The following is a 17,646-nucleotide window of genomic DNA, read 5'->3' as shown; positions in this document are numbered from 1 at the left end:
CAGTACTCAAAAATCGCGCGCAATCTTAAACGCGAGACCACTCGATAGCAATAAATGTCAGGTCGAGCAAGCTTGCTCCACTGACTCGGCAAGCTCGCTGGCCAGGTTCTTTACCAGCGCCTCGTCCTCACCTTCCACCATGACGCGGATAACAGGCTCAGTTCCGGATGGCCGCAAAACAACGCGGCCGGCCCTCCCCAGCGTCGCCTCGACACCGGCTACGGCCTTGCTGATCGCCGGCAGATCGTCCAGATTCGGCTTGCCGGCAACCCGAACATTGATGATCGTTTGTGGGTACCTGGGCATTTCTGTGGCCAGTTCCGCCAGATTGCCACCACTGCGTTTTATGACTTCCAGGATTTGCAGCGCGGCGACCAAGCCGTCACCGGTCGTGACTTTGTCCAGGCAAATAATATGGCCGGAGGTTTCACCGCCGAGCATCCCATTGTGCTCGTGAAGCATGGCCAGTACTTTTCGATCGCCGACCGCTGCGCGCAGAAATTCGATTCCCTGGCTGTGCAGCGAGTTTTCCAGACCCAGGTTACTCATCACAGTGCCCACAACCGGCCCGCGCAACTCACCCCTGCTTTTTCGATCGCGCGCAATGATAAAAATCAGCTGATCGCCGTCTACCAATACGCCGTTGTGATCGACCATGACGACCCGGTCGCCGTCGCCATCCAGCGCGATCCCCAGATCCGCGCCGACGGCCTTTACCACTTTGCGCAGGAGATCGGGATGGGTCGAACCACACTGGTCGTTGATATTGCGGCCATTGGGCGAACTGCCGATCGGTACGACTTCTGCGCCCAACTGGGACAACACTCTCGGCGCGACCTTGTACGCGGCGCCGTGTGCGGAATCGAGGATAATCTTCAGGCCCGCCAAATCGAGACCTGGCTCGACTGTCGACAAACAAAACTCCTGGTACTGCAGGCGTGCCGTCACGACTTGTTCGGCCTTGCCAAGCAAAGCCGATTCCCTGGTGGTAACCGCTTTGTCCAGTTCGGCTTCTATAGCAACCTCGAGTTCATCCGATAACTTTTGGCCTTCGCCGTTGAAAAACTTGATGCCATTATCGAAATAGGGGTTGTGTGAAGCACTGATAACCACGCCAAGATCGGCTTCGAATTTCCTGGTCAACACCGCGATTGCCGGTGTCGGCAATGGTCCGAGCAGTTTGACGTCGACACCCGCGGCCACAAAACCGGCTTCCAGCGCCGATTCAAACATGTAGCCGGAAACACGGGTATCCTTGCCGATTACGACGGTGCCGCCATTCGGAACCAGAACGCGAGCGGCGGCGCTGGCCAGGCGCAGCGCAAAATCCACGGTCATTGGTGGCTCACCAACCCTTCCCCGCAACCCATCGGTCCCAAAATATTTCATGTCTCGTTCCTTGTTTCCTGGCGCGCGCCGCGTACGGCTGCGGCTACCCGCACTGCGTCGCTGGTTTCCGCAATATCGTGCGCCCGAATAATGCTGGCGCCGGACCAGACCGCGATGGCTGCCATGGCAACGCTCCCGGCCAGTCTCTCGTCCACCTCGCGTTCAAGCAAGGCGCCAAACATCGATTTTCTCGAGACCCCGACCAACAGCGGAAAACCCAGTTCCAGCAGTTTATCGAGGCCCGCCATCAACTCAAGATTATGCGCCAGGGTTTTTCCAAAACCAAAGCCCGGATCAAGAAAAATCCGGTCCCGGCCAATTCCCGCCGCCAGGCAGGCTTCAGCGCGCGCGGCCAAAAAATCGCCGACTTCGACGATGACATTCGAGTAACGCGGATTGTCCTGCATGGTCCTGGGCTCACCCTGCATGTGCATCAGGCAAACCTGTGCCGATGAATCGGCAACCGCCTCGATAGCCCCCGGCGCCCGCAATGCGTAAACGTCGTTGATCATTCCCGCGCCCGCTGAGATAGCAGCCTGCATGACTTTCGGCTTGCTGGTATCGACAGAAACCATGACCTCGAGCGTGTCGTGGATTTGGCACAGCAACGGGATCACCCGCTCCAGTTCTTCCGCCTCCGGGACCGCCGCTGCGCCGGGCCGCGTGGATTCTCCACCGATATCGATGATATCGGCTCCCTCGTCGACCATCTCCTTCACCCGGGCCATGGCCAGGCTCGGATCGATGAAGCAACCCCCGTCCGAAAATGAATCCGGCGTTACATTGAGCACCCCCATGACCAGCGGGCGCGGGTATTGCAAATGCTTCGGGATCAATGATGGGCCAGGAAACTAAAGCTGTTCAGCCGGTCCGCCGATCTTCCCTTTGGCTTTTTTCCGGCCTTTCTTGTCTTTCGCGGAACCCCTGGTTTCGCTGTCTTCCCAGTCCGCGGGGGGTTTCGGTTTGCGCCCCGCCATGATGTCCTTGATCTGCTCCTCGTCAATGGTTTCGTACTTGATCAATGCCTCGGCCATCTTGTGCAGCGTTTTCGTTTCCTTTTGCAGGATTTTTTCGGCGCGCGCATAGTTCCGATCGATCAGCACGCGGATTTCCCGGTCAATGGCATGTGCGGTTTCATCGGATACATGTTTGTGCTGGGTGACGCTGCGTCCAAGGAAAATCTCGCCATCGTCTTCGGCATAGGTCAGCGGACCCATGCCATCCGACAAACCCCACTTGGTAACCATGTTGCGGGCCAGGGCGGTCGCCCGCTCTATGTCGTTAGCCGCACCCGTGGTCACCGCGTCCTTGCCAAATATCATTGACTCGGCAATGCGCCCGCCAAACAAACTGGAAATCTGGCTTTCAAGACGACGCCTGCTGAAACTGTAGCGATCTTCTTCCGGCAGAAAAACGGTCACGCCCAGCGCCCGGCCACGCGGGATAATCGTGACTTTGTACACTGGATCGTGGTCGGGCACGCTCAACCCCACGATGGCGTGTCCGGACTCGTGGTATGCGGTGAGCTTGCGCTCTTCCTCGCTCATGACCATCGAGCGCCGCTCGGCGCCCATCATGATTTTATCCTTGGCTTTCTCGAACTGCTCCATGTCGACTGTCCGGCGATTCGCCCGCGCGGCAATGAGCGCAGCTTCATTGATCAGGTTCGCCAGATCGGCCCCCGAAAAGCCCGGTGTGCCCCTGGCGATGATTTTCGGACGCACGTCATCGTCTATCGGCACTTTGCGCATATGCACCTTGAGGATCTGCTCGCGGCCGCGAACATCGGGAAGCGGGACCTCCACCTGGCGATCAAACCGGCCGGGCCGGAGCAATGCCGGATCGAGCACATCGGGGCGGTTGGTCGCGGCAATAACGATGACGCCTTCATTACCTTCGAACCCGTCCATTTCGACCAGCAACTGATTCAGAGTCTGCTCGCGCTCATCGTGCCCACCACCCAGACCCGCGCCACGATGACGGCCGACGGCGTCAATTTCATCAATAAAAATAATGCATGGCGCGGTCTTTTTCGCCTGTTCAAACATGTCGCGAACGCGCGAAGCGCCTACTCCGACAAACATCTCGACAAAATCAGAGCCGGAAATCGTAAAAAACGGGACCTTGGCTTCGCCGGCAATGGCCCGCGCAAGCAGTGTCTTGCCAGTGCCCGGCGCACCAGTCATCAACACACCTTTGGGGAGTTTCCCGCCAAGGCGTTGGAATTTCGACGGATCGCGCAGGAAATCCACGATTTCGCCGACCTCCTCCTTGGCTTCCTCGATACCGGCTACGTCCGAAAAAGTGACGCCGACCTGGTCTTCGCTGAGCAACCGAGCGCGGCTCTTGCCAAATGACATCGCGCCACGGCCACCGGCGCCGCCTTGCATCTGGCGCATGAAGTAGACCCAGACGCCAATCAGCAGGAGGATCGGGAAACTGGAGAGGAATAATTCCATCAACAGGGACTTGCGCTCGGGTGGCGCACCCTTGATCTTGACGTTGTTGCTACGCAGCACTTCGATCAGCTCGGTGGTCTCCGTTTCCGGATTACTGCTCCAGAACTCGCGCTGGCCGTCCCGGTAGGTCCCGCTGATTATCTTGCCGTCAATGACGACCTCGAACACATTGCCAGCCTCGACATCGTCGAGGAATTCCGAGTAACCGACTTCGACAGCCTGCTGCTGGTTCGTGCTGAAGCTGTTGAACACCATGACCAGCACCATGGCAATGCTGACCCAAAGCAATAACTGTTTGGTAAAATCGCTCAAAACAAACCCCTGGGCCTCCCGGCCCGCTGCGGCCTTTCCGGGCCGCTTTCCAGTTAATTAGACCCTACTATAAGCCATATTGTCCCGCCAGCAGATAAGTCTCACGGCTACGCGGTCTGGAGGCCTTGGGTTTCCTGACTTTCACCTTGCCAAAACAGGGTTTCACCGCGGCCACGTATTCATCGAATCCCTGGCCGTGGAACAGTTTGACCAGCATGAATCCACCCGGTTTCAGTACCTTGTGGGCCAGTTCAAGCGTCAACTCCGCAAGATAAATCACACGGGGCTGATCGACAGCGCTCATACCGCTCATATTTGGGGCCATATCCGCCATTACAAGGTCGGCTTTACGATCCCCGAGACGCCCCAGCAACTCTTCGAGAACGGCCGGCTCGGTGAAATCGCCTTGGATAAACTCGACATCCGGCAAAGAATCCATGGCCAGCAGGTCCAGCGCCAAAATCGACCCGCGTCCATCCAGCAGGCTGGTCGCATACTGGCTCCAGCTGCCGGGCGCCGCCCCGAGGTCGATCAGCGTCATTCCTGGCCGGATCAGTTTCTCCCGTTCATGGATTTCGCTGAGCTTGTAGACTGCGCGTGATCGCCAGCCTTCTTTCTGCGCCCGCAGGACGTATTCGTCCTTCAGGTGTTCCTGCATCCAGCGGGAACTGCTTTTGCTGCGTTTTGCCATCCTCGCCCCTATAATCTCCACATGTTAAATGAAGCACAGAAAAAATTTCTTCGCGGCCGCGCCCACAGCCTCAAACCGGTGGTATGGATCGGCGGCAGCGGTCTAAGCAAGACGGTTGCCACGGAAATCGAACAGGCACTGGCCAGCCATGAACTGCTAAAGACGCGGATCAGGGTCGGCGATCGCGATTCACGAAACGAAATCATTCAGCGAATCTGCCGGGATCGCAACGCGGAACTGGTTCAGCGTATTGGCAACACCGCGGTTTTCTACCGGGCCAACCCGGATCTGACCGGCATGATCCTACCTCCCTGAAGCCGATCGCCACAGCAGAATCAAAGCCACGATGCTGGCCGACAGGTACATTCCCGCGGCGACGCCGTGCCACATCGCGAAATCCGGCCCCGCGCCGCCATCCGCAAACCGCGACGCATCCATCAGCGGCCGCACGCCCCATTCCGTCCCCGCCAGCAAAACCACGCAAAGGATCACCAGAATATTGTCCAGCTTGAAAATAGCGCGGCGAAGGCCGCCAATGAATTCAGGCAATAGAATCAGGGCGGCGCAGATCAAGCTGAGCCAGGTTTCCGCGTAAAACAACCGGCCGGCTATTTCACCGGCAAGCCGGCGGTCATCCAACACCGCAAACAGCGTGGGCGCAGCCAGGTAACCGACTGTCCACAGGCTGCCTGCCCACAGGCTCAACAGGACCCGGCTGGCAACGCCAAAGCCTGCCTGGCTCAGAGCATTTCTATTGCGGCTACGGAAAATCAGATGTACCGCACCTTTGCAATTTCGTAGGAACAATCGCCGCCCGGCGTCCGCACCTCGACAATATCGCCGGCTTCCTTGCCTATCAGCGCCCTGGCGATGGGTGAGGTGTAAGACAGAAGACCGGCACGGATATTCGCCTCGTCCTCGCCGACAATCCGGTAAACCTTTTTTTCGCCATTATCTTCGTCTGTCAGCTCGACTGTGACCCCAAAAACAACGCGGCCGGAGACCGGGAGTTCAGTGACATCGATAATTTGCGCATGCGACAATTTGCCATCGATGTCCTTGATCCGGCCCTCGGTGAAACCCTGTTGCTCCTTGGCCGCGTGATATTCGGCATTCTCTTTCAGATCGCCATGGGCCCGCGCCTCCGCGATCGCCTTGATAATCCTCGGTCGATCTTCGGATTTCAGTTTTTTCAACTCTGCGCGGAGCATTTCAGCGCCTTTTACGGTCAGCGGGACTTTACTCATGCGAGTACCTCCTGGTGCAGGGTCTGCAGGCAAAACACTTCGAGTTCGTGTTGATGGTCCATGGCATCGCAGGTCGCCCGGGCCGCGGAAATCGTTGTGTAGTAAGTGACTTTCTGGTGCACCGCTTCACTCCGAATCGAATGCGATTCGTGGGTGGCCTGTTTGCCCTCCGTGGTATTCACGATCAAGGTAATCTCATGATTTTTTATCATGTCGACAATGTGCGGCCGTCCTTCGCGAACCTTGTTGGCATGCTGGCAGACAACACCGGCCGCTTCCAGCGCGTTCGCCGTTCCATGGGTCGCCACAATCTCGAAACCTCTGGAAATCAACTCGCGCGCGAGTTCAACCGCTGCGGGTTTGTCCTGATCACGAACGCTAAGCAAGGCAGTGCCCGAGGTCGGCAGCACGACGCCCGAGGCAAGCTGCGCCTTCGCATAAGCCTCTCCAAAGCTCCTGCCGCTACCCATGACTTCGCCGGTCGAGCGCATCTCCGGCCCAAGTATCGGGTCGGATTCTGGAAACTTATTGAACGGGAATACCGATTCCTTGACCGAGAAAAACGGTGGCCGGCGCTCGCCCTCTACTCCCTGGTCTGCCAGAGATTCGCCAGCCATGACCCGGGCAGCGATTTTCGCGATCGGCAAACCAATCGCCTTGGACACGAAAGGCACCGTTCGCGATGCCCTGGGATTGACTTCGAGTATGAAAATCGCACCGTTCTGGATGGCGAACTGCGTGTTCATCAGCCCCTTCACCCCAAGGGCAAGAGCCAGTTCCACGACTTGTTTTTTCAGTTCGGCCTGGGTTTCCTCGCTCAAAGTGTTTGGTGGCAAACAGCAACCCGAATCGCCGGAATGCACGCCGGCCTGCTCGATATGCTCCATGATGCCGGCGACAAAAACCCGCTCGCCATCGCAAATGGCGTCGACATCCACCTCGACCGCCAGATCGAGGAACCGGTCGAGCAGCACCGGGCTGTCATTGGACACCTGCACTGCGTCTTTCAGATAACCGAGCAAATCCCCATCGTTAAAAACGACCTCCATTGCACGTCCGCCGAGCACGTAGCTGGGACGTACAACCAGCGGGTATCCCACTTTGCCGGCCACCTCAAGCGCTTCTTTTTCGTTGCGGACCGTGCCGTTGGGCGGCTGGCGGATCCCCAGTTTATCGACCAGTCTTTGAAACCGCTCGCGATCTTCAGCCAGGTCGATGGAATCCGGAGATGTACCGATGATCGTGGCCCCCGCCGCTTCCAGAGCACGTGCCAGTTTCAGCGGCGTCTGTCCGCCATATTGCACGATGACACCGGTAGGTTTCTCGATATCGATAATCGCCATTACGTCTTCGAAAGTCAGCGGCTCAAAATACAGCCGGTCCGAGATGTCAAAATCGGTGGACACGGTTTCCGGATTACAGTTGACCATGATGGTTTCATAGCCGGCTTCGCGCAGGGCCAGCGCCGCATGCACGCAGCAATAATCGAACTCGATACCCTGACCGATACGATTCGGGCCGCCACCGAGAATCATGATCTTCCGCCGGTCGCCGGGTTCGGCCTCGCATTCATCCTCGTAAGTCGAATACATATATGCCGTGCTGGTCGCGAATTCGGCGGCACAGGTATCCACCCGCTTGAAAACCGGCAGGATGCCGAGTTCCAAACGTCTTTGGCGGACCTCGTTTTCGGTGCATTTCAAGATTTCCGACAGGCGCAGATCGCCGAATCCCTTGCGTTTGAGCCCCCGCAATTGTTCGATCGTAAGATCATTGATGGTTTTTCCGAGCAAATCGGTTTCGGCCTTCACCAGGTCCGAAATCTGCGCAACAAACCACGGGTCGATACCGCTGAGCGCCGAGAGTTCCTCGTCGGCCATCCCCAGGCGCATTGCGTCCGCAAGAAACAGCAGACGATCAGGCCCCGGCATCCTCAATTCCTGGCGGAGATCGCGAAACTGTTCATCGCTCAACGGACCACTTAGCTTCGGGTTCAGGCCGGTGGTGCCGGTTTCCATGGCGCGCAGCGCTTTTTGGAACGATTCCTGGAAGGTGCGCCCGATCGCCATGACTTCGCCGACCGATTTCATTTGCGTCGTCAACCGATCGTTGCAGCCAGTGAATTTCTCGAAATTGAATCGTGGAATCTTGGTGACCACATAGTCTATCGTCGGCTCGAACGATGCCGGGGTCGCACCGCCGGTAATCTCGTTGCGCAACTCGTCAAGCGTGTAGCCGACCGCGAGTTTGGCGGCAACCTTGGCGATCGGGAAACCGGTGGCTTTAGAGGCCAGCGCCGACGACCGACTGACCCGCGGATTCATCTCGATGACCAGCAAGCGCCCGTCATCGGGATTGATCGCAAACTGTACATTGGAGCCGCCCGTTTCGACGCCGATTTTGCGGAGCACCGCGAACGAAGCATCCCTGAGATCCTGGTACTCCTTGTCGGTCAAGGTTTGCGCGGGCGCCACGGTGATCGAGTCGCCGGTGTGTACGCCCATGGCATCCACGTTTTCAATCGAGCATATAATGATGCAGTTGTCATTGCGGTCGCGGACGACCTCCATTTCGAATTCTTTCCAGCCGAGTACCGATTCTTCCAGCAATACCTCGGTGGTTGGCGACAGATCGAGCCCGCGGGAAACAATTTCGTCAAACTCTTCCTTGTTGTAAGCGATACCGCTGCCGCTGCCACCCATGGTGAACGACGGCCGAATAACGATCGGGAAACCGAGTTTCTCCTGGATGGCGAGCGCGTCTGCCATGTTGTGGGCAATTTCCGACAGGGGACAGGCCAGACCGATCTCCTTCATCGCTTCGCGAAACTGCTCGCGATCTTCCGCCATATCGATGGCTTCCCGCGAGGCGCCGATCAATTCCACGCCAAATTTTTCCAGCACGCCCTCGCGAGCAAGATCCAGGGCGCAATTCAGCCCGGTCTGCCCACCCATGGTCGGCAACAGGGCGTCCGGCCTTTCTTTTTCGATGATTTTCGCCACCGTGCGCCACTGCACCGGCTCTATATAGACAGCATCCGCCATTTCGGGATCCGTCATGATGGTTGCCGGGTTGGAGTTGACCAGGACCACCCGGTAGCCCTCCTCGCGCAACGCCTTGCAGGCCTGGGCACCCGAATAATCGAACTCGCAGGCCTGGCCGATGACGATGGGCCCGGCGCCGATGATCAGGATGGTCTCAATGTCGGTTCTTTTTGGCATCAGTATCTGTCGCCGACTCTCAGGCCAGCCATATCGGGTTATTCATCGTTGCCTCAGCCGGCAGCGCTTCTGGTGCCGGCATTTTCAGCGCCCGCCTGGATTCTGCCTGTTGCCATCAACGCCATGAAATTTGCAAACATCGGGCTTAGCTCGCGGGGCCCCGGGCTGGCTTCCGGATGACCCTGAAAACCAAATGCCGGGCAATCGGTACGGCGGATACCCTGCAGCGAACCATCAAAAAGAGAGCGATGGGTGGCGACCAGGTTGCTCGGCAGGCTTTTTTCGTCGACCGCAAAACCGTGGTTCTGGCTGCTGATAAAAACTCGCCCCGATTCGATATCGACCACCGGATGATTCGCCCCGTGGTGACCGAATTTCATCTTGACCGTGCGCGCGCCACTGGTCAGAGCCATCAGCTGATAGCCCAGACAGATTCCGAAGGTCGGAATTCCGGCATCCAGGATTTCACCGATCGCCCGGATCGCGTAGCCGCATGGCTGCGGATCACCCGGCCCATTTGACAGAAAAACGCCATCCGGATTCATCGCCAGGACATCGCTGGCTGGCGCTTGTGCCGCGACCACCGTCACGTCGCACCCGGCGCCGTGCAACAAGCGCAAGATGTTGCGCTTGATCCCGTAGTCGTATGCGACGACCCGGAAACGATCAGCCGTGGTTTCCTTGCTTGCTTCGGCCCGCCACACCGTGCCTTCGTTCCACGAATACGGCTCCTCGGTACTGACGACTTTGGCCAGATCCATGCCGGTCAGCCCCGGGAACTCACGGGCCGCTGCAAGCGCTGCGGCTTCGTCGATTTCACCGCTCATGATGCAACCGGCCTGGGCGCCGTTTTTGCGAATAATACGGGTCAGTTTGCGGGTATCGATGCCCGCCAGCGCGATCAGGCCATTACGAACCAGGAAATCCGGCAAACTCTCTTCCATCCGCCAGCTACTCGGCCGAATCGGCAGGTCCCGGATTATCAGGCCGGCGCAATGGAGACGATCCGCTTCCATATCCATCGCATTGACACCGGTATTGCCGATATGCGGATAGGTCAGTGTAACGATCTGGCGGGCATAGGACGGGTCGCTGATAATCTCCTGGTAGCCGGTCATCGCGGTATTGAATACGACTTCGCCAACGGTCTGCCCGCTGACGCCTATCGATTTGCCGAGAAAAATAGTGCCGTCGGCGAGAGCCAGAATTGCCGGAATATTCACGTTCCGGTTCCCCCGCCGCAGATCTGCAGCCACAAATGGTGTCTTTGTCCCCCGGTGGCCGGGTTCGGGTGTCGAGAAAAGACTTTAATTATTTGCACTAACTAATTGTTTTTGAAAATAAAAGTTCCACATAAGTTAAGCGGGCTGAATCCGAACCGGACCCCTCCCGCTTACCGGGCACCCGTAACTTGCCTGGCAGCTAAATTGTACTCAGCCGGCTCCCGGGTGTCTATGCTATCCGCGCTTGTCCGCCAGTACCTGCTCCATCCGGTAAAGACCGGGGTTTTGGGTCGCCAGCCAGGCGGCGGCCAATAAGGCTCCGCGGGCAAAAGCCGCCCTGCTGCCCGCGCTGTGCACCAATTCGAGCGTCTCTGAACCCTCTCCAAAAGTGACCGCATGCTCGCCAGCGACTTCGCCGCTGCGCACCGACTGGATTGCGATGCTGTCGGGAACCTTGCGTTCCCCGCCGGTCTCGATGCACTCGAGTGTCTCGGCCAGTGTTTTGCCCCGCTCGCCGGCGATCACTTCAGCCAAAGCAAGCGCGGTTCCCGAAGGCCGGTCGATCTTATGCCGGTGATGGGTTTCCAGGATATCGACCTGCCAGGCTGGACCGAGCTTGGCGGCGGCTTCTCTCACCATGCCCATCATCAAGGTCATGGCAATACTGAAATTCGCCGCCGGCAATACCGCAATCGAATTCGCTGCGTCCGCTAACGCGCCGTGTTGTTCAACGCTCAGGCCGCTGGTCCCGATCACCAGCGGGCACCCCGACGATCGGCATGCCGCGATAATATCTGTGCTGACAACCGGCAAAGTTACATCGATGGCGACCTCGGCAGGCGACAGGACCTCCGCCAACCCGGCGCTGTATTTCACCCCGCTGCACCAACCCAAACCAGCGCCCGCGTCCTGCCCTATCCGCCCATTGTCCGGGCTGACCAGCGCGCCGCTAAGTTCCAGATCGGCCGACTGGCGCAGGGCGCCAAGCAAAGCCTGGCCCATCCGGCCACTTGCGCCAAGTATTGCGACTTTCGCGCGGGTTCCACCCATTTCAGGCTCCAAGTTTGTCAAAAAACTTTTTTACCGTATCCAGCCAGGAACGGGAATGGGGATGATGACGTTTGCCACCGGCATTCAGGCTCTTTTCGAGTTGGCGCACCAGTTCCTGCTGCTCATCGGTCAGGTTAACCGGCGTCTCCAGTTTAACCTTGCAGAACAAATCACCGGCCGGCCCACCGCGGACCGGGGCGGCGCCCTTGCCGCGCAAGCGGAAAACCTTGGCGGATTGCGTTCCGGCTGGAATCTTCAGGGAAACTTCGCCAGCCAGCGTGGGAACCTCGACCGTGTCTCCCAGCAACGCGGTCGCCATGCTGATCGGTATCTCGCAATGCAGGTGGGCGCCGTCACGCTGGAAAATCTCGTGAGCGCGAACCCTGATTTCGACATAGAGATCGCCCGCGGGCCCGCCGTTGCGCCCGGCTTCGCCTTCGCCGGACAGCCTGATTCTATCCCCGGTATCCACGCCCGCAGGCACTTTCACGGATAAGGTCCTGCGTTTGTTGATGCGCCCCCGTCCAGCACACCCATCACAGGGGTCGACGATCTGCTGACCGGTGCCGCGACACCGCGGGCAGGTCTGCTGTATGGAAAACATACCCTGCGACATGCGGACTTGCCCATGGCCGCCACAGGACGGGCAGGTCTGCGGTTCCGAGCCCGCCCTCGCGCCACTGCCATGACAACTCTCGCACTCGCTCAGGGTCGAGTAACTGACTTCGACATCGTCGCCAAAAACCGCCTGCTCTAAATCGAGGTCGAGTTGATAGCGAAGGTCGGCGCCGCGAAACACCTGGTGACGGCCGCCGCGCCGCCCACCGCCGAATATGTCGCCGAAAATATCGCCGAAAATATCGCTGAAGGCAACGCCGGGATTGAACCCGCCGGCGCCCGCGGCCCCATCCAGACCGGCATGACCAAACTGGTCATAGGCCGCCCGCTTGGGTTCATTGCTGAGGACTTCGTAGGCTTCCTTGGCTTCCTTGAAATGCGCTTCGGCGTCGTCATTGCCCGGATTGCGATCGGGATGATGTTTCATCGCGAGCCGGCGGTAGGCCTTCTTGATCTCGGCCGCCGACGCGCCCCGCTTGACAGCAAGAGTTTCGTAATAATCCCGTTTACTCATTCTGCTTCCCGTGGAGCATTCGCCGATGCCTGCGTGCCCGGCGAATACAGACAAGGCTGCCGACCGTTTCCAGCCGACAGCCCGTCGATCCTGCAAGACCACAAACGACCATCGCGGTCACCGATGAATCAATCGTCCTTTTTGGACTCTTCGTCCTTCACTTCCTCAAACTCGGCGTCGACGACATCCTCATCCGCCGTCGCTTCGCTGCCGTCACCGGCCTGCGATTGTTCGGCTGCCGCCTCCTTGACCTGCTCCTCGTAAACTCTTTGCATCAACGGAGAAGATGCTTCGGCCAGGGCCTTCGCGCCATTTTCGATGGCTTCCAAATCGTCACCGTCGAGCACCTCCTTGAGGTCCTTGATCGCAGCTTCGATCTTTTCTTTCTCGTCTGCCTCGACCTTGTCTTCCAGGTCCTCAAGAGACTTTTCCGTCGCATGCACCAGGCCATCGGCCTGGTTCCTGGCATTGACCAGTTCGCGGAATTTCCGGTCTTCTTCGGCATGCGCTTCGGCATCTGAGACCATTTTCTCGATTTCATCCTCGGCAAGACCGCTCGAAGCCTTGATGACAATCTTTTGCTCCTTGCCAGTCGCCTTGTCCTTGGCCGATACATTCAGAATACCGTTGGCGTCGATGTCAAAAGTTACATCGATCTGCGGCAGGCCGCGCCGCGATGGGGGTATATCGGACAAATCGAAACGACCCAGAGATTTGTTGTCGACCCCCCGCTCGCGCTCGCCCTGCAGGACATGAATCGTTACCGCAGTCTGATTATCCTCGGCAGTCGAAAACACCTGGTTGGCCTTGGTCGGAATCGTGGTATTTTTGTCGATCAACCGCGTCATCACGCCACCGAGCGTTTCAATGCCCAGCGACAGCGGCGTCACATCAAGCAGCAAGACATCCTTGACATCGCCAGCCAGAACACCGGCCTGGATGGCGGCACCCACGGCTACCGCCTCGTCCGCGTTGACGTCCTTGCGGGGCTCCTTGCCAAAGAACGCTTTCACTGCCTCCTGAACCTTCGGCATGCGGGTCTGTCCACCGACCAGGATCACGTCGTCAATCTCCTTGGCCGACAAACCGGCGTCTTTGAGCGCGATCTTGCACGGGCCAACGGTACGTTTGATCAATTCTCCGACCAGTGATTCGAGCTTCGCCCGCGTCATCTTGATGTTCAGATGCTTGGGCCCGCTGGCATCCGCCGTGATATACGGCAGATTGATTTCGGTCTGCTGCGCTGAAGACAACTCGATCTTGGCTTTCTCGGCCGCCTCTTTGAGGCGCTGCATCGCCAGCGGATCCTGGCGCACATCGACACCGCTTTCCTTTTTGAACGTGTCTGCCAGGTATTCGATCACTCGAAGATCGAAATCCTCGCCCCCGAGAAAGGTATCGCCGTTGGTGGCGAGTACTTCAAACTGGTGTTCGCCATCGACGACCGCGATCTCGATGATCGAGATATCGAAGGTGCCGCCACCGAGGTCGTAGACCGCTATCTTGCGATCCCCACGCTGTTTATCCATGCCATAAGCAAGCGCGGCCGCGGTTGGCTCGTTGATGATGCGCTTGACATCCAGGCCGGCGATTTTGCCGGCGTCCTTAGTCGCCTGACGCTGCGAATCGTTGAAATAGGCCGGGACCGTGATCACCGCCTCGGTCACTTTCTCGCCCAGGTAATCTTCGGCGGTCTGCTTCATTTTCATCAGGATCCTGGCGGATATTTCCGGCGCCGCCATCTTTTTGCCGTTGGCTTCGACCCAGGCATCGCCATTGTCCGCTTCGACAATCTTGTAAGGCACCATGTCCATATCACGCCCCACCACTTCGTCCTTGAACCTGCGGCCGATCAGCCGCTTGACCGCAAACAAGGTGTTGGTCGGGTTGGTTACCGCCTGCCGTTTCGCCGCCTGACCCACCAGGACTTCGTCGTCCTTGGTAAACGCAACCACCGACGGGGTCGTGCGATCGCCCTCGCTGTTTTCAATAACCTTTGGGTTGTTGCCGTCCATGACGGCCACACACGAGTTCGTGGTTCCCAGGTCTATGCCAATTACCTTGCCCATTAGATGTCTCCAAAAAATTCTTAAAAACCGATTACCGCTGTAAATGGTGCCGACCGGTAAAACTTCAAGAGTTTCCCTCTTCCGGATTTTCGGCCTCTGCAGCAATAATGACGCGTGCCGGCCTGAGCAGCCGGTCATGGATGCGGTAGCCCTTCTGGACCACCGCCATTACCTGACCCGGCTGGTATTCTTCACTGGGCTGGGTGGTCATCGCTTCGTGCAATTCAGGGTCGAATGCTTCGCCGAGCGGGTTCAGTTCAACGATGTTGAATCTTTCCATCAACTGTTTGAGTTGCTTCAGCGTGGCCTCCTTGCCCGCCATCAGGATCTCCACGCTGGGTTCCTCGCTGGCCGCTTCGAGCCCCTTTTCCAGGCTGTCCCCTACCGCAAGCAATTCCTGTGCGAATCGGTCAATTCCATAACGGCGTGCATTTTCTAATTCCCGCTGACCGCGCTTGCGAACATTTTCCAACTCTGCCGCAGTGCGCAGATACAGTTCCCAGTTCTCTTCCGCCTTGTGCTTGGCGTCGACCAGCTCGCGCTCCGACTCGGTCAACGGGGGCGTTTCCGCGGACGCATCCTCCTTCGGACCCTGCTTGTCCGCAGCCGCGTTTTCCGGATCCGCCGCGTCATCAGGCTGTTTCTGATCTGTACCCATCTGTTCCCGCTCCAGATTAAATAATGCGTCACAGGCATCCCGGCCCGTCACCGATTGCGAATCGATTATGGGGTTCAGAACCTGGAGTTCAAGGCGGAACCCAGCAATCTGGCGGTTACATCCACGATCGGAATAATACGCTCGTAAGCCATACGGGTCGGACCGATAACGGCGAGTACGCCAACCACTTCACGATTCACTTCGTAAGGCGCCGCTACCAGGCTGCATTCGTCAAGCATGCGGTAACCGGACTCCTGACCGATAAAAATCTGTACACCGCCTGCCGCCAGGCTTTGATCCAGCAAATGCAGGATGTCCCGCTGACGCGTGAATCCGTCGAACAGCTCACGCAACTTGTCCACGTCGGAAAGATCCGCAATATCCATCAGGTTGGTCTGGCCCGCCAGGACGTAGGCGTTTTGATCGCCCTCTTCCGGGCTCAGCGCCGCACTGGCGATCTGGATCGCGTCAGCCATTAGCTGGTTCATGTTCGCACGGGTTTCCTGAAGCTTTTCCAGGATCCCCCGGCGCACATCGTCCAGTTTGCGACCGGCAAATTCCTGGTTCAGGTAATTGGCGGCCTGCCGCAATTCGTCGGCCGAAAAATCCCGCTCCAGGTGAAGAATGCGGTTCTGGACCTCCTCGTTATTGACCACCATGATCGCGAGGACCCGTCGATCGGACAAGGGCAGAAACTCGATCTGGCTCAGAGCGGGATGAGGTTGCCGTGGCACAGTAACGATGCCGGCCAGGTGAGTCAGGCTCGACAAAAGGGTACTCGCTGACTCCACCAGGCTTTTGATGTCTTCACCACGCCCGGACAGTTGTTCTTCCAGGCTATGGATTTCCTTGCCGGTTGGCGGCTTGAGTTTGACCAGGGTATCCACGAACAGGCGGTAACCTTTCTGCGTGGGCACACGGCCGGCCGAGGTATGCGGCGCAGCGATGAATCCATGGTCTTCTAGATCGGCCATGACGTTGCGAATCGTCGCCGGACTGAGATCCATGCCCGATCCTTTGGCCAGCGTTCGCGAACCGACCGGCAAACCTTTTTCGATATACCGCTCGACCAGAGCCTTCAAAAGCTGGCGCGCGCGTTCGTTGGGCAATTCGTCATGCTTTGCCGAAATCATCACCGGTCTGGACTCAGTTGCACAGGCAATCTCCACGCGGGATTGTCAGGTGAACCTATCAATGCGCAGAACAGGCTGTCAAGCTAAACCCGGCCGGCCGTGAAAGACCCGGCTCTGGCCACAAAATCAGCAACGTGCTACAAAGCGCGGAATCGATATGAACAAGCAATTCCGAAAAATCGCGCTGGTCGGCAAGCATCGGGAGAGCGCTGAAGCCCAGGCCATGGCAGCCCTGGGTGCACACCTGTTGGCGACCGGTCGCGAAGTGCTGCTCCCGGCGGCGACCGCCGGGAAAATCGATTTGCCCGGCGCGCAGGCGTGTGACCCGGAAAAACTTGCTGCCACCGCCGACCTTTTGATCGCCATTGGTGGTGATGGAACCATGCTGGACGCGGCTTCGCTGGTCGCCGGCAGTACCACGCCGGTGCTTGGCATCAATCGCGGCCGGCTCGGCTTTCTGGCCGATATCGGTCAGGTCGACATGCTGCCGAAGGTAGACGAAGTGCTGGCCGGCAATTACCAGGAGGACCAGCGACTGTACCTGGAGGTCTCCTTGAGCAGCGGAGCAAAGGAGCAAACGCTAAACGCACTCAACGATGTGGTCATTCAGCGTTCGGAGACCGGCCGCATGGTCGATATAGAGACCATGGTCGATGGCCAGTACGTCAACACCCACACCGGCGATGGGCTGATCGTCGCGACCGCAACCGGCTCGACCGCCTATGCGCTTTCCTGCGGCGGACCCATCATTCAACCGTCTCTCGACGCTTTGTTGCTGGTTCCTGTTTGCCCGCATACGCTCAGCGACCGGCCGATAGTGATCCCCGCGGACTCCGCCATCAGCCTGCGGCTGGCGCGATCGCCGCGCGGTAACGTGCCGATTTTTTGCGATGGCCACCTGCTTGGGAATATGGACGAGAACCAGACGCTGTCGATCCGCGCCAGCAAGCAACGCCTGACGCTGATTCATCCCGCCGATTACGATTATTACCGCATGTTGCGATCCAAGCTGCGCTGGGGAGACAGCAGTCGGAGCAACCGCGAGCCAACGAGCTGACCGCG

General features: G+C 58.4%; 15 protein-coding genes. 2 read left to right on the top strand and 13 right to left on the bottom strand.

Annotated features, from left to right (window positions below):
• Nucleotides 1-57: 57 nt before the first annotated feature.
• The 4 genes from glmM to rlmE form a co-directional block, all read right to left on the bottom strand.
• Nucleotides 58-1,389: a phosphoglucosamine mutase gene (glmM, locus tag IIA05_06265; protein ID MCH9026706.1), complete on the bottom strand. Its 1,332-nt coding sequence runs from the start codon at nt 1,387-1,389 to the stop codon at nt 58-60.
• Entirely contained in the window at nt 1,386-2,186 is an 801-nt protein-coding gene (folP, locus tag IIA05_06260) for a dihydropteroate synthase (protein ID MCH9026705.1), read from the bottom strand. Before folP ends, glmM begins: the two co-directional genes overlap by 4 nt.
• A 54-nt stretch (nt 2,187-2,240) precedes the next feature.
• Nucleotides 2,241-4,160: an ATP-dependent zinc metalloprotease FtsH gene (ftsH, locus tag IIA05_06255; GenBank protein MCH9026704.1), complete on the bottom strand. Its 1,920-nt coding sequence runs from the start codon at nt 4,158-4,160 to the stop codon at nt 2,241-2,243.
• Between the two features lie 67 nt (nt 4,161-4,227).
• Nucleotides 4,228-4,851 carry a 23S rRNA (uridine(2552)-2'-O)-methyltransferase RlmE gene (gene rlmE, locus IIA05_06250; protein ID MCH9026703.1) on the bottom strand — a complete coding sequence of 208 codons (624 nt, stop codon included), beginning with the start codon at nt 4,849-4,851 and terminating at the stop codon, nt 4,228-4,230.
• Between the two features lie 21 nt (nt 4,852-4,872).
• Between rlmE and yhbY the strand changes: the two genes are divergently transcribed.
• Nucleotides 4,873-5,166: a ribosome assembly RNA-binding protein YhbY gene (yhbY, locus tag IIA05_06245; GenBank protein ID MCH9026702.1), complete on the top strand. Its 294-nt coding sequence runs from the start codon at nt 4,873-4,875 to the stop codon at nt 5,164-5,166.
• On the opposite strand, the gene IIA05_06240 is transcribed toward yhbY, so the two are convergent.
• The 9 genes from IIA05_06240 to hrcA all read right to left on the bottom strand — a co-directional run bounded on the left by IIA05_06240 (nt 5,155) and on the right by hrcA (nt 16,584).
• Nucleotides 5,155-5,595, bottom strand: a complete 441-nt coding sequence (locus IIA05_06240) for a DUF4149 domain-containing protein (GenBank protein MCH9026701.1) — start codon at nt 5,593-5,595, stop codon at nt 5,155-5,157. The two genes, yhbY and IIA05_06240, sit on opposite strands and share 12 nt — an antisense overlap.
• 26 nt (nt 5,596-5,621) lie before the next feature.
• Nucleotides 5,622-6,098 carry a transcription elongation factor GreA gene (gene greA, locus IIA05_06235; GenBank protein MCH9026700.1) on the bottom strand — a complete coding sequence of 159 codons (477 nt, stop codon included), beginning with the start codon at nt 6,096-6,098 and terminating at the stop codon, nt 5,622-5,624.
• A complete protein-coding gene (gene carB / locus IIA05_06230) occupies nt 6,095-9,319 on the bottom strand; it encodes a carbamoyl-phosphate synthase large subunit (protein MCH9026699.1) in 3,225 nt (1,074 codons plus the stop codon). The genes greA and carB overlap by 4 nt, the downstream gene beginning before the upstream one ends.
• A 53-nt stretch (nt 9,320-9,372) precedes the next feature.
• Nucleotides 9,373-10,542: a glutamine-hydrolyzing carbamoyl-phosphate synthase small subunit gene (carA, locus tag IIA05_06225; protein MCH9026698.1), complete on the bottom strand. Its 1,170-nt coding sequence runs from the start codon at nt 10,540-10,542 to the stop codon at nt 9,373-9,375.
• Between the two features lie 234 nt (nt 10,543-10,776).
• Nucleotides 10,777-11,592, bottom strand: coding sequence for a 4-hydroxy-tetrahydrodipicolinate reductase (gene dapB, locus IIA05_06220; protein MCH9026697.1), 816 nt, complete (start codon nt 11,590-11,592; stop codon nt 10,777-10,779).
• Between the two features lies 1 nt (nt 11,593).
• On the bottom strand, nt 11,594-12,724 hold the full coding sequence (gene dnaJ, locus IIA05_06215) for a molecular chaperone DnaJ (GenBank protein MCH9026696.1): 1,131 nt from the start codon (nt 12,722-12,724) through the stop codon (nt 11,594-11,596).
• 128 nt (nt 12,725-12,852) lie between these two features.
• Entirely contained in the window at nt 12,853-14,793 is a 1,941-nt protein-coding gene (dnaK, locus tag IIA05_06210) for a molecular chaperone DnaK (protein ID MCH9026695.1), read from the bottom strand.
• A 64-nt stretch (nt 14,794-14,857) separates the two neighbouring features.
• Nucleotides 14,858-15,451 (bottom strand): nucleotide exchange factor GrpE, encoded by a 594-nt coding sequence (grpE, locus tag IIA05_06205; protein MCH9026694.1) that lies wholly within the window; start codon nt 15,449-15,451, stop codon nt 14,858-14,860.
• Between the two features lie 74 nt (nt 15,452-15,525).
• Nucleotides 15,526-16,584: a heat-inducible transcriptional repressor HrcA gene (gene hrcA, locus IIA05_06200; GenBank protein MCH9026693.1), complete on the bottom strand. Its 1,059-nt coding sequence runs from the start codon at nt 16,582-16,584 to the stop codon at nt 15,526-15,528.
• A gap of 157 nt (nt 16,585-16,741) precedes the next feature.
• Between hrcA and IIA05_06195 the strand changes: the two genes are divergently transcribed.
• On the top strand, nt 16,742-17,641 hold the full coding sequence (locus IIA05_06195) for an NAD(+) kinase (protein MCH9026692.1): 900 nt from the start codon (nt 16,742-16,744) through the stop codon (nt 17,639-17,641).
• Nucleotides 17,642-17,646: the final 5 nt, after the last annotated feature.

The organism is Pseudomonadota bacterium, from assembly GCA_022572885.1.
In the GTDB taxonomy this organism is placed as follows: Bacteria; Pseudomonadota; Gammaproteobacteria; order Steroidobacterales; family MnTg04; genus MnTg04.
The sequence above is the reverse complement of the archived record's forward strand: the minus strand, read 5'-3'. Positions and strand labels throughout refer to the sequence as shown.

Bases quoted from the DNA above. Each gene is read 5' to 3' on its own strand.
- dapB (MCH9026697.1), bottom strand. From the start codon at position 11,592: ATGGGTGGAACCCGCGCGAAAGTCGCAATACTTGGCGCAAGTGGCCGG.
- greA (MCH9026700.1), bottom strand. From the start codon at position 6,098: ATGAGTAAAGTCCCGCTGACCGTAAAAGGCGCTGAAATGCTCCGCGCA.
- hrcA (MCH9026693.1), bottom strand. From the start codon at position 16,584: ATGATTTCGGCAAAGCATGACGAATTGCCCAACGAACGCGCGCGCCAG.
- glmM (MCH9026706.1), bottom strand. From the start codon at position 1,389: ATGAAATATTTTGGGACCGATGGGTTGCGGGGAAGGGTTGGTGAGCCA.
- carB (MCH9026699.1), bottom strand. From the start codon at position 9,319: ATGCCAAAAAGAACCGACATTGAGACCATCCTGATCATCGGCGCCGGG.
- folP (MCH9026705.1), bottom strand. From the start codon at position 2,186: ATGGGGGTGCTCAATGTAACGCCGGATTCATTTTCGGACGGGGGTTGC.
- rlmE (MCH9026703.1), bottom strand. From the start codon at position 4,851: ATGGCAAAACGCAGCAAAAGCAGTTCCCGCTGGATGCAGGAACACCTG.
- yhbY (MCH9026702.1), top strand. From the start codon at position 4,873: ATGTTAAATGAAGCACAGAAAAAATTTCTTCGCGGCCGCGCCCACAGC.
- grpE (MCH9026694.1), bottom strand. From the start codon at position 15,451: ATGGGTACAGATCAGAAACAGCCTGATGACGCGGCGGATCCGGAAAAC.
- IIA05_06195 (MCH9026692.1), top strand. From the start codon at position 16,742: ATGAACAAGCAATTCCGAAAAATCGCGCTGGTCGGCAAGCATCGGGAG.
- dnaJ (MCH9026696.1), bottom strand. From the start codon at position 12,724: ATGAGTAAACGGGATTATTACGAAACTCTTGCTGTCAAGCGGGGCGCG.
- dnaK (MCH9026695.1), bottom strand. From the start codon at position 14,793: ATGGGCAAGGTAATTGGCATAGACCTGGGAACCACGAACTCGTGTGTG.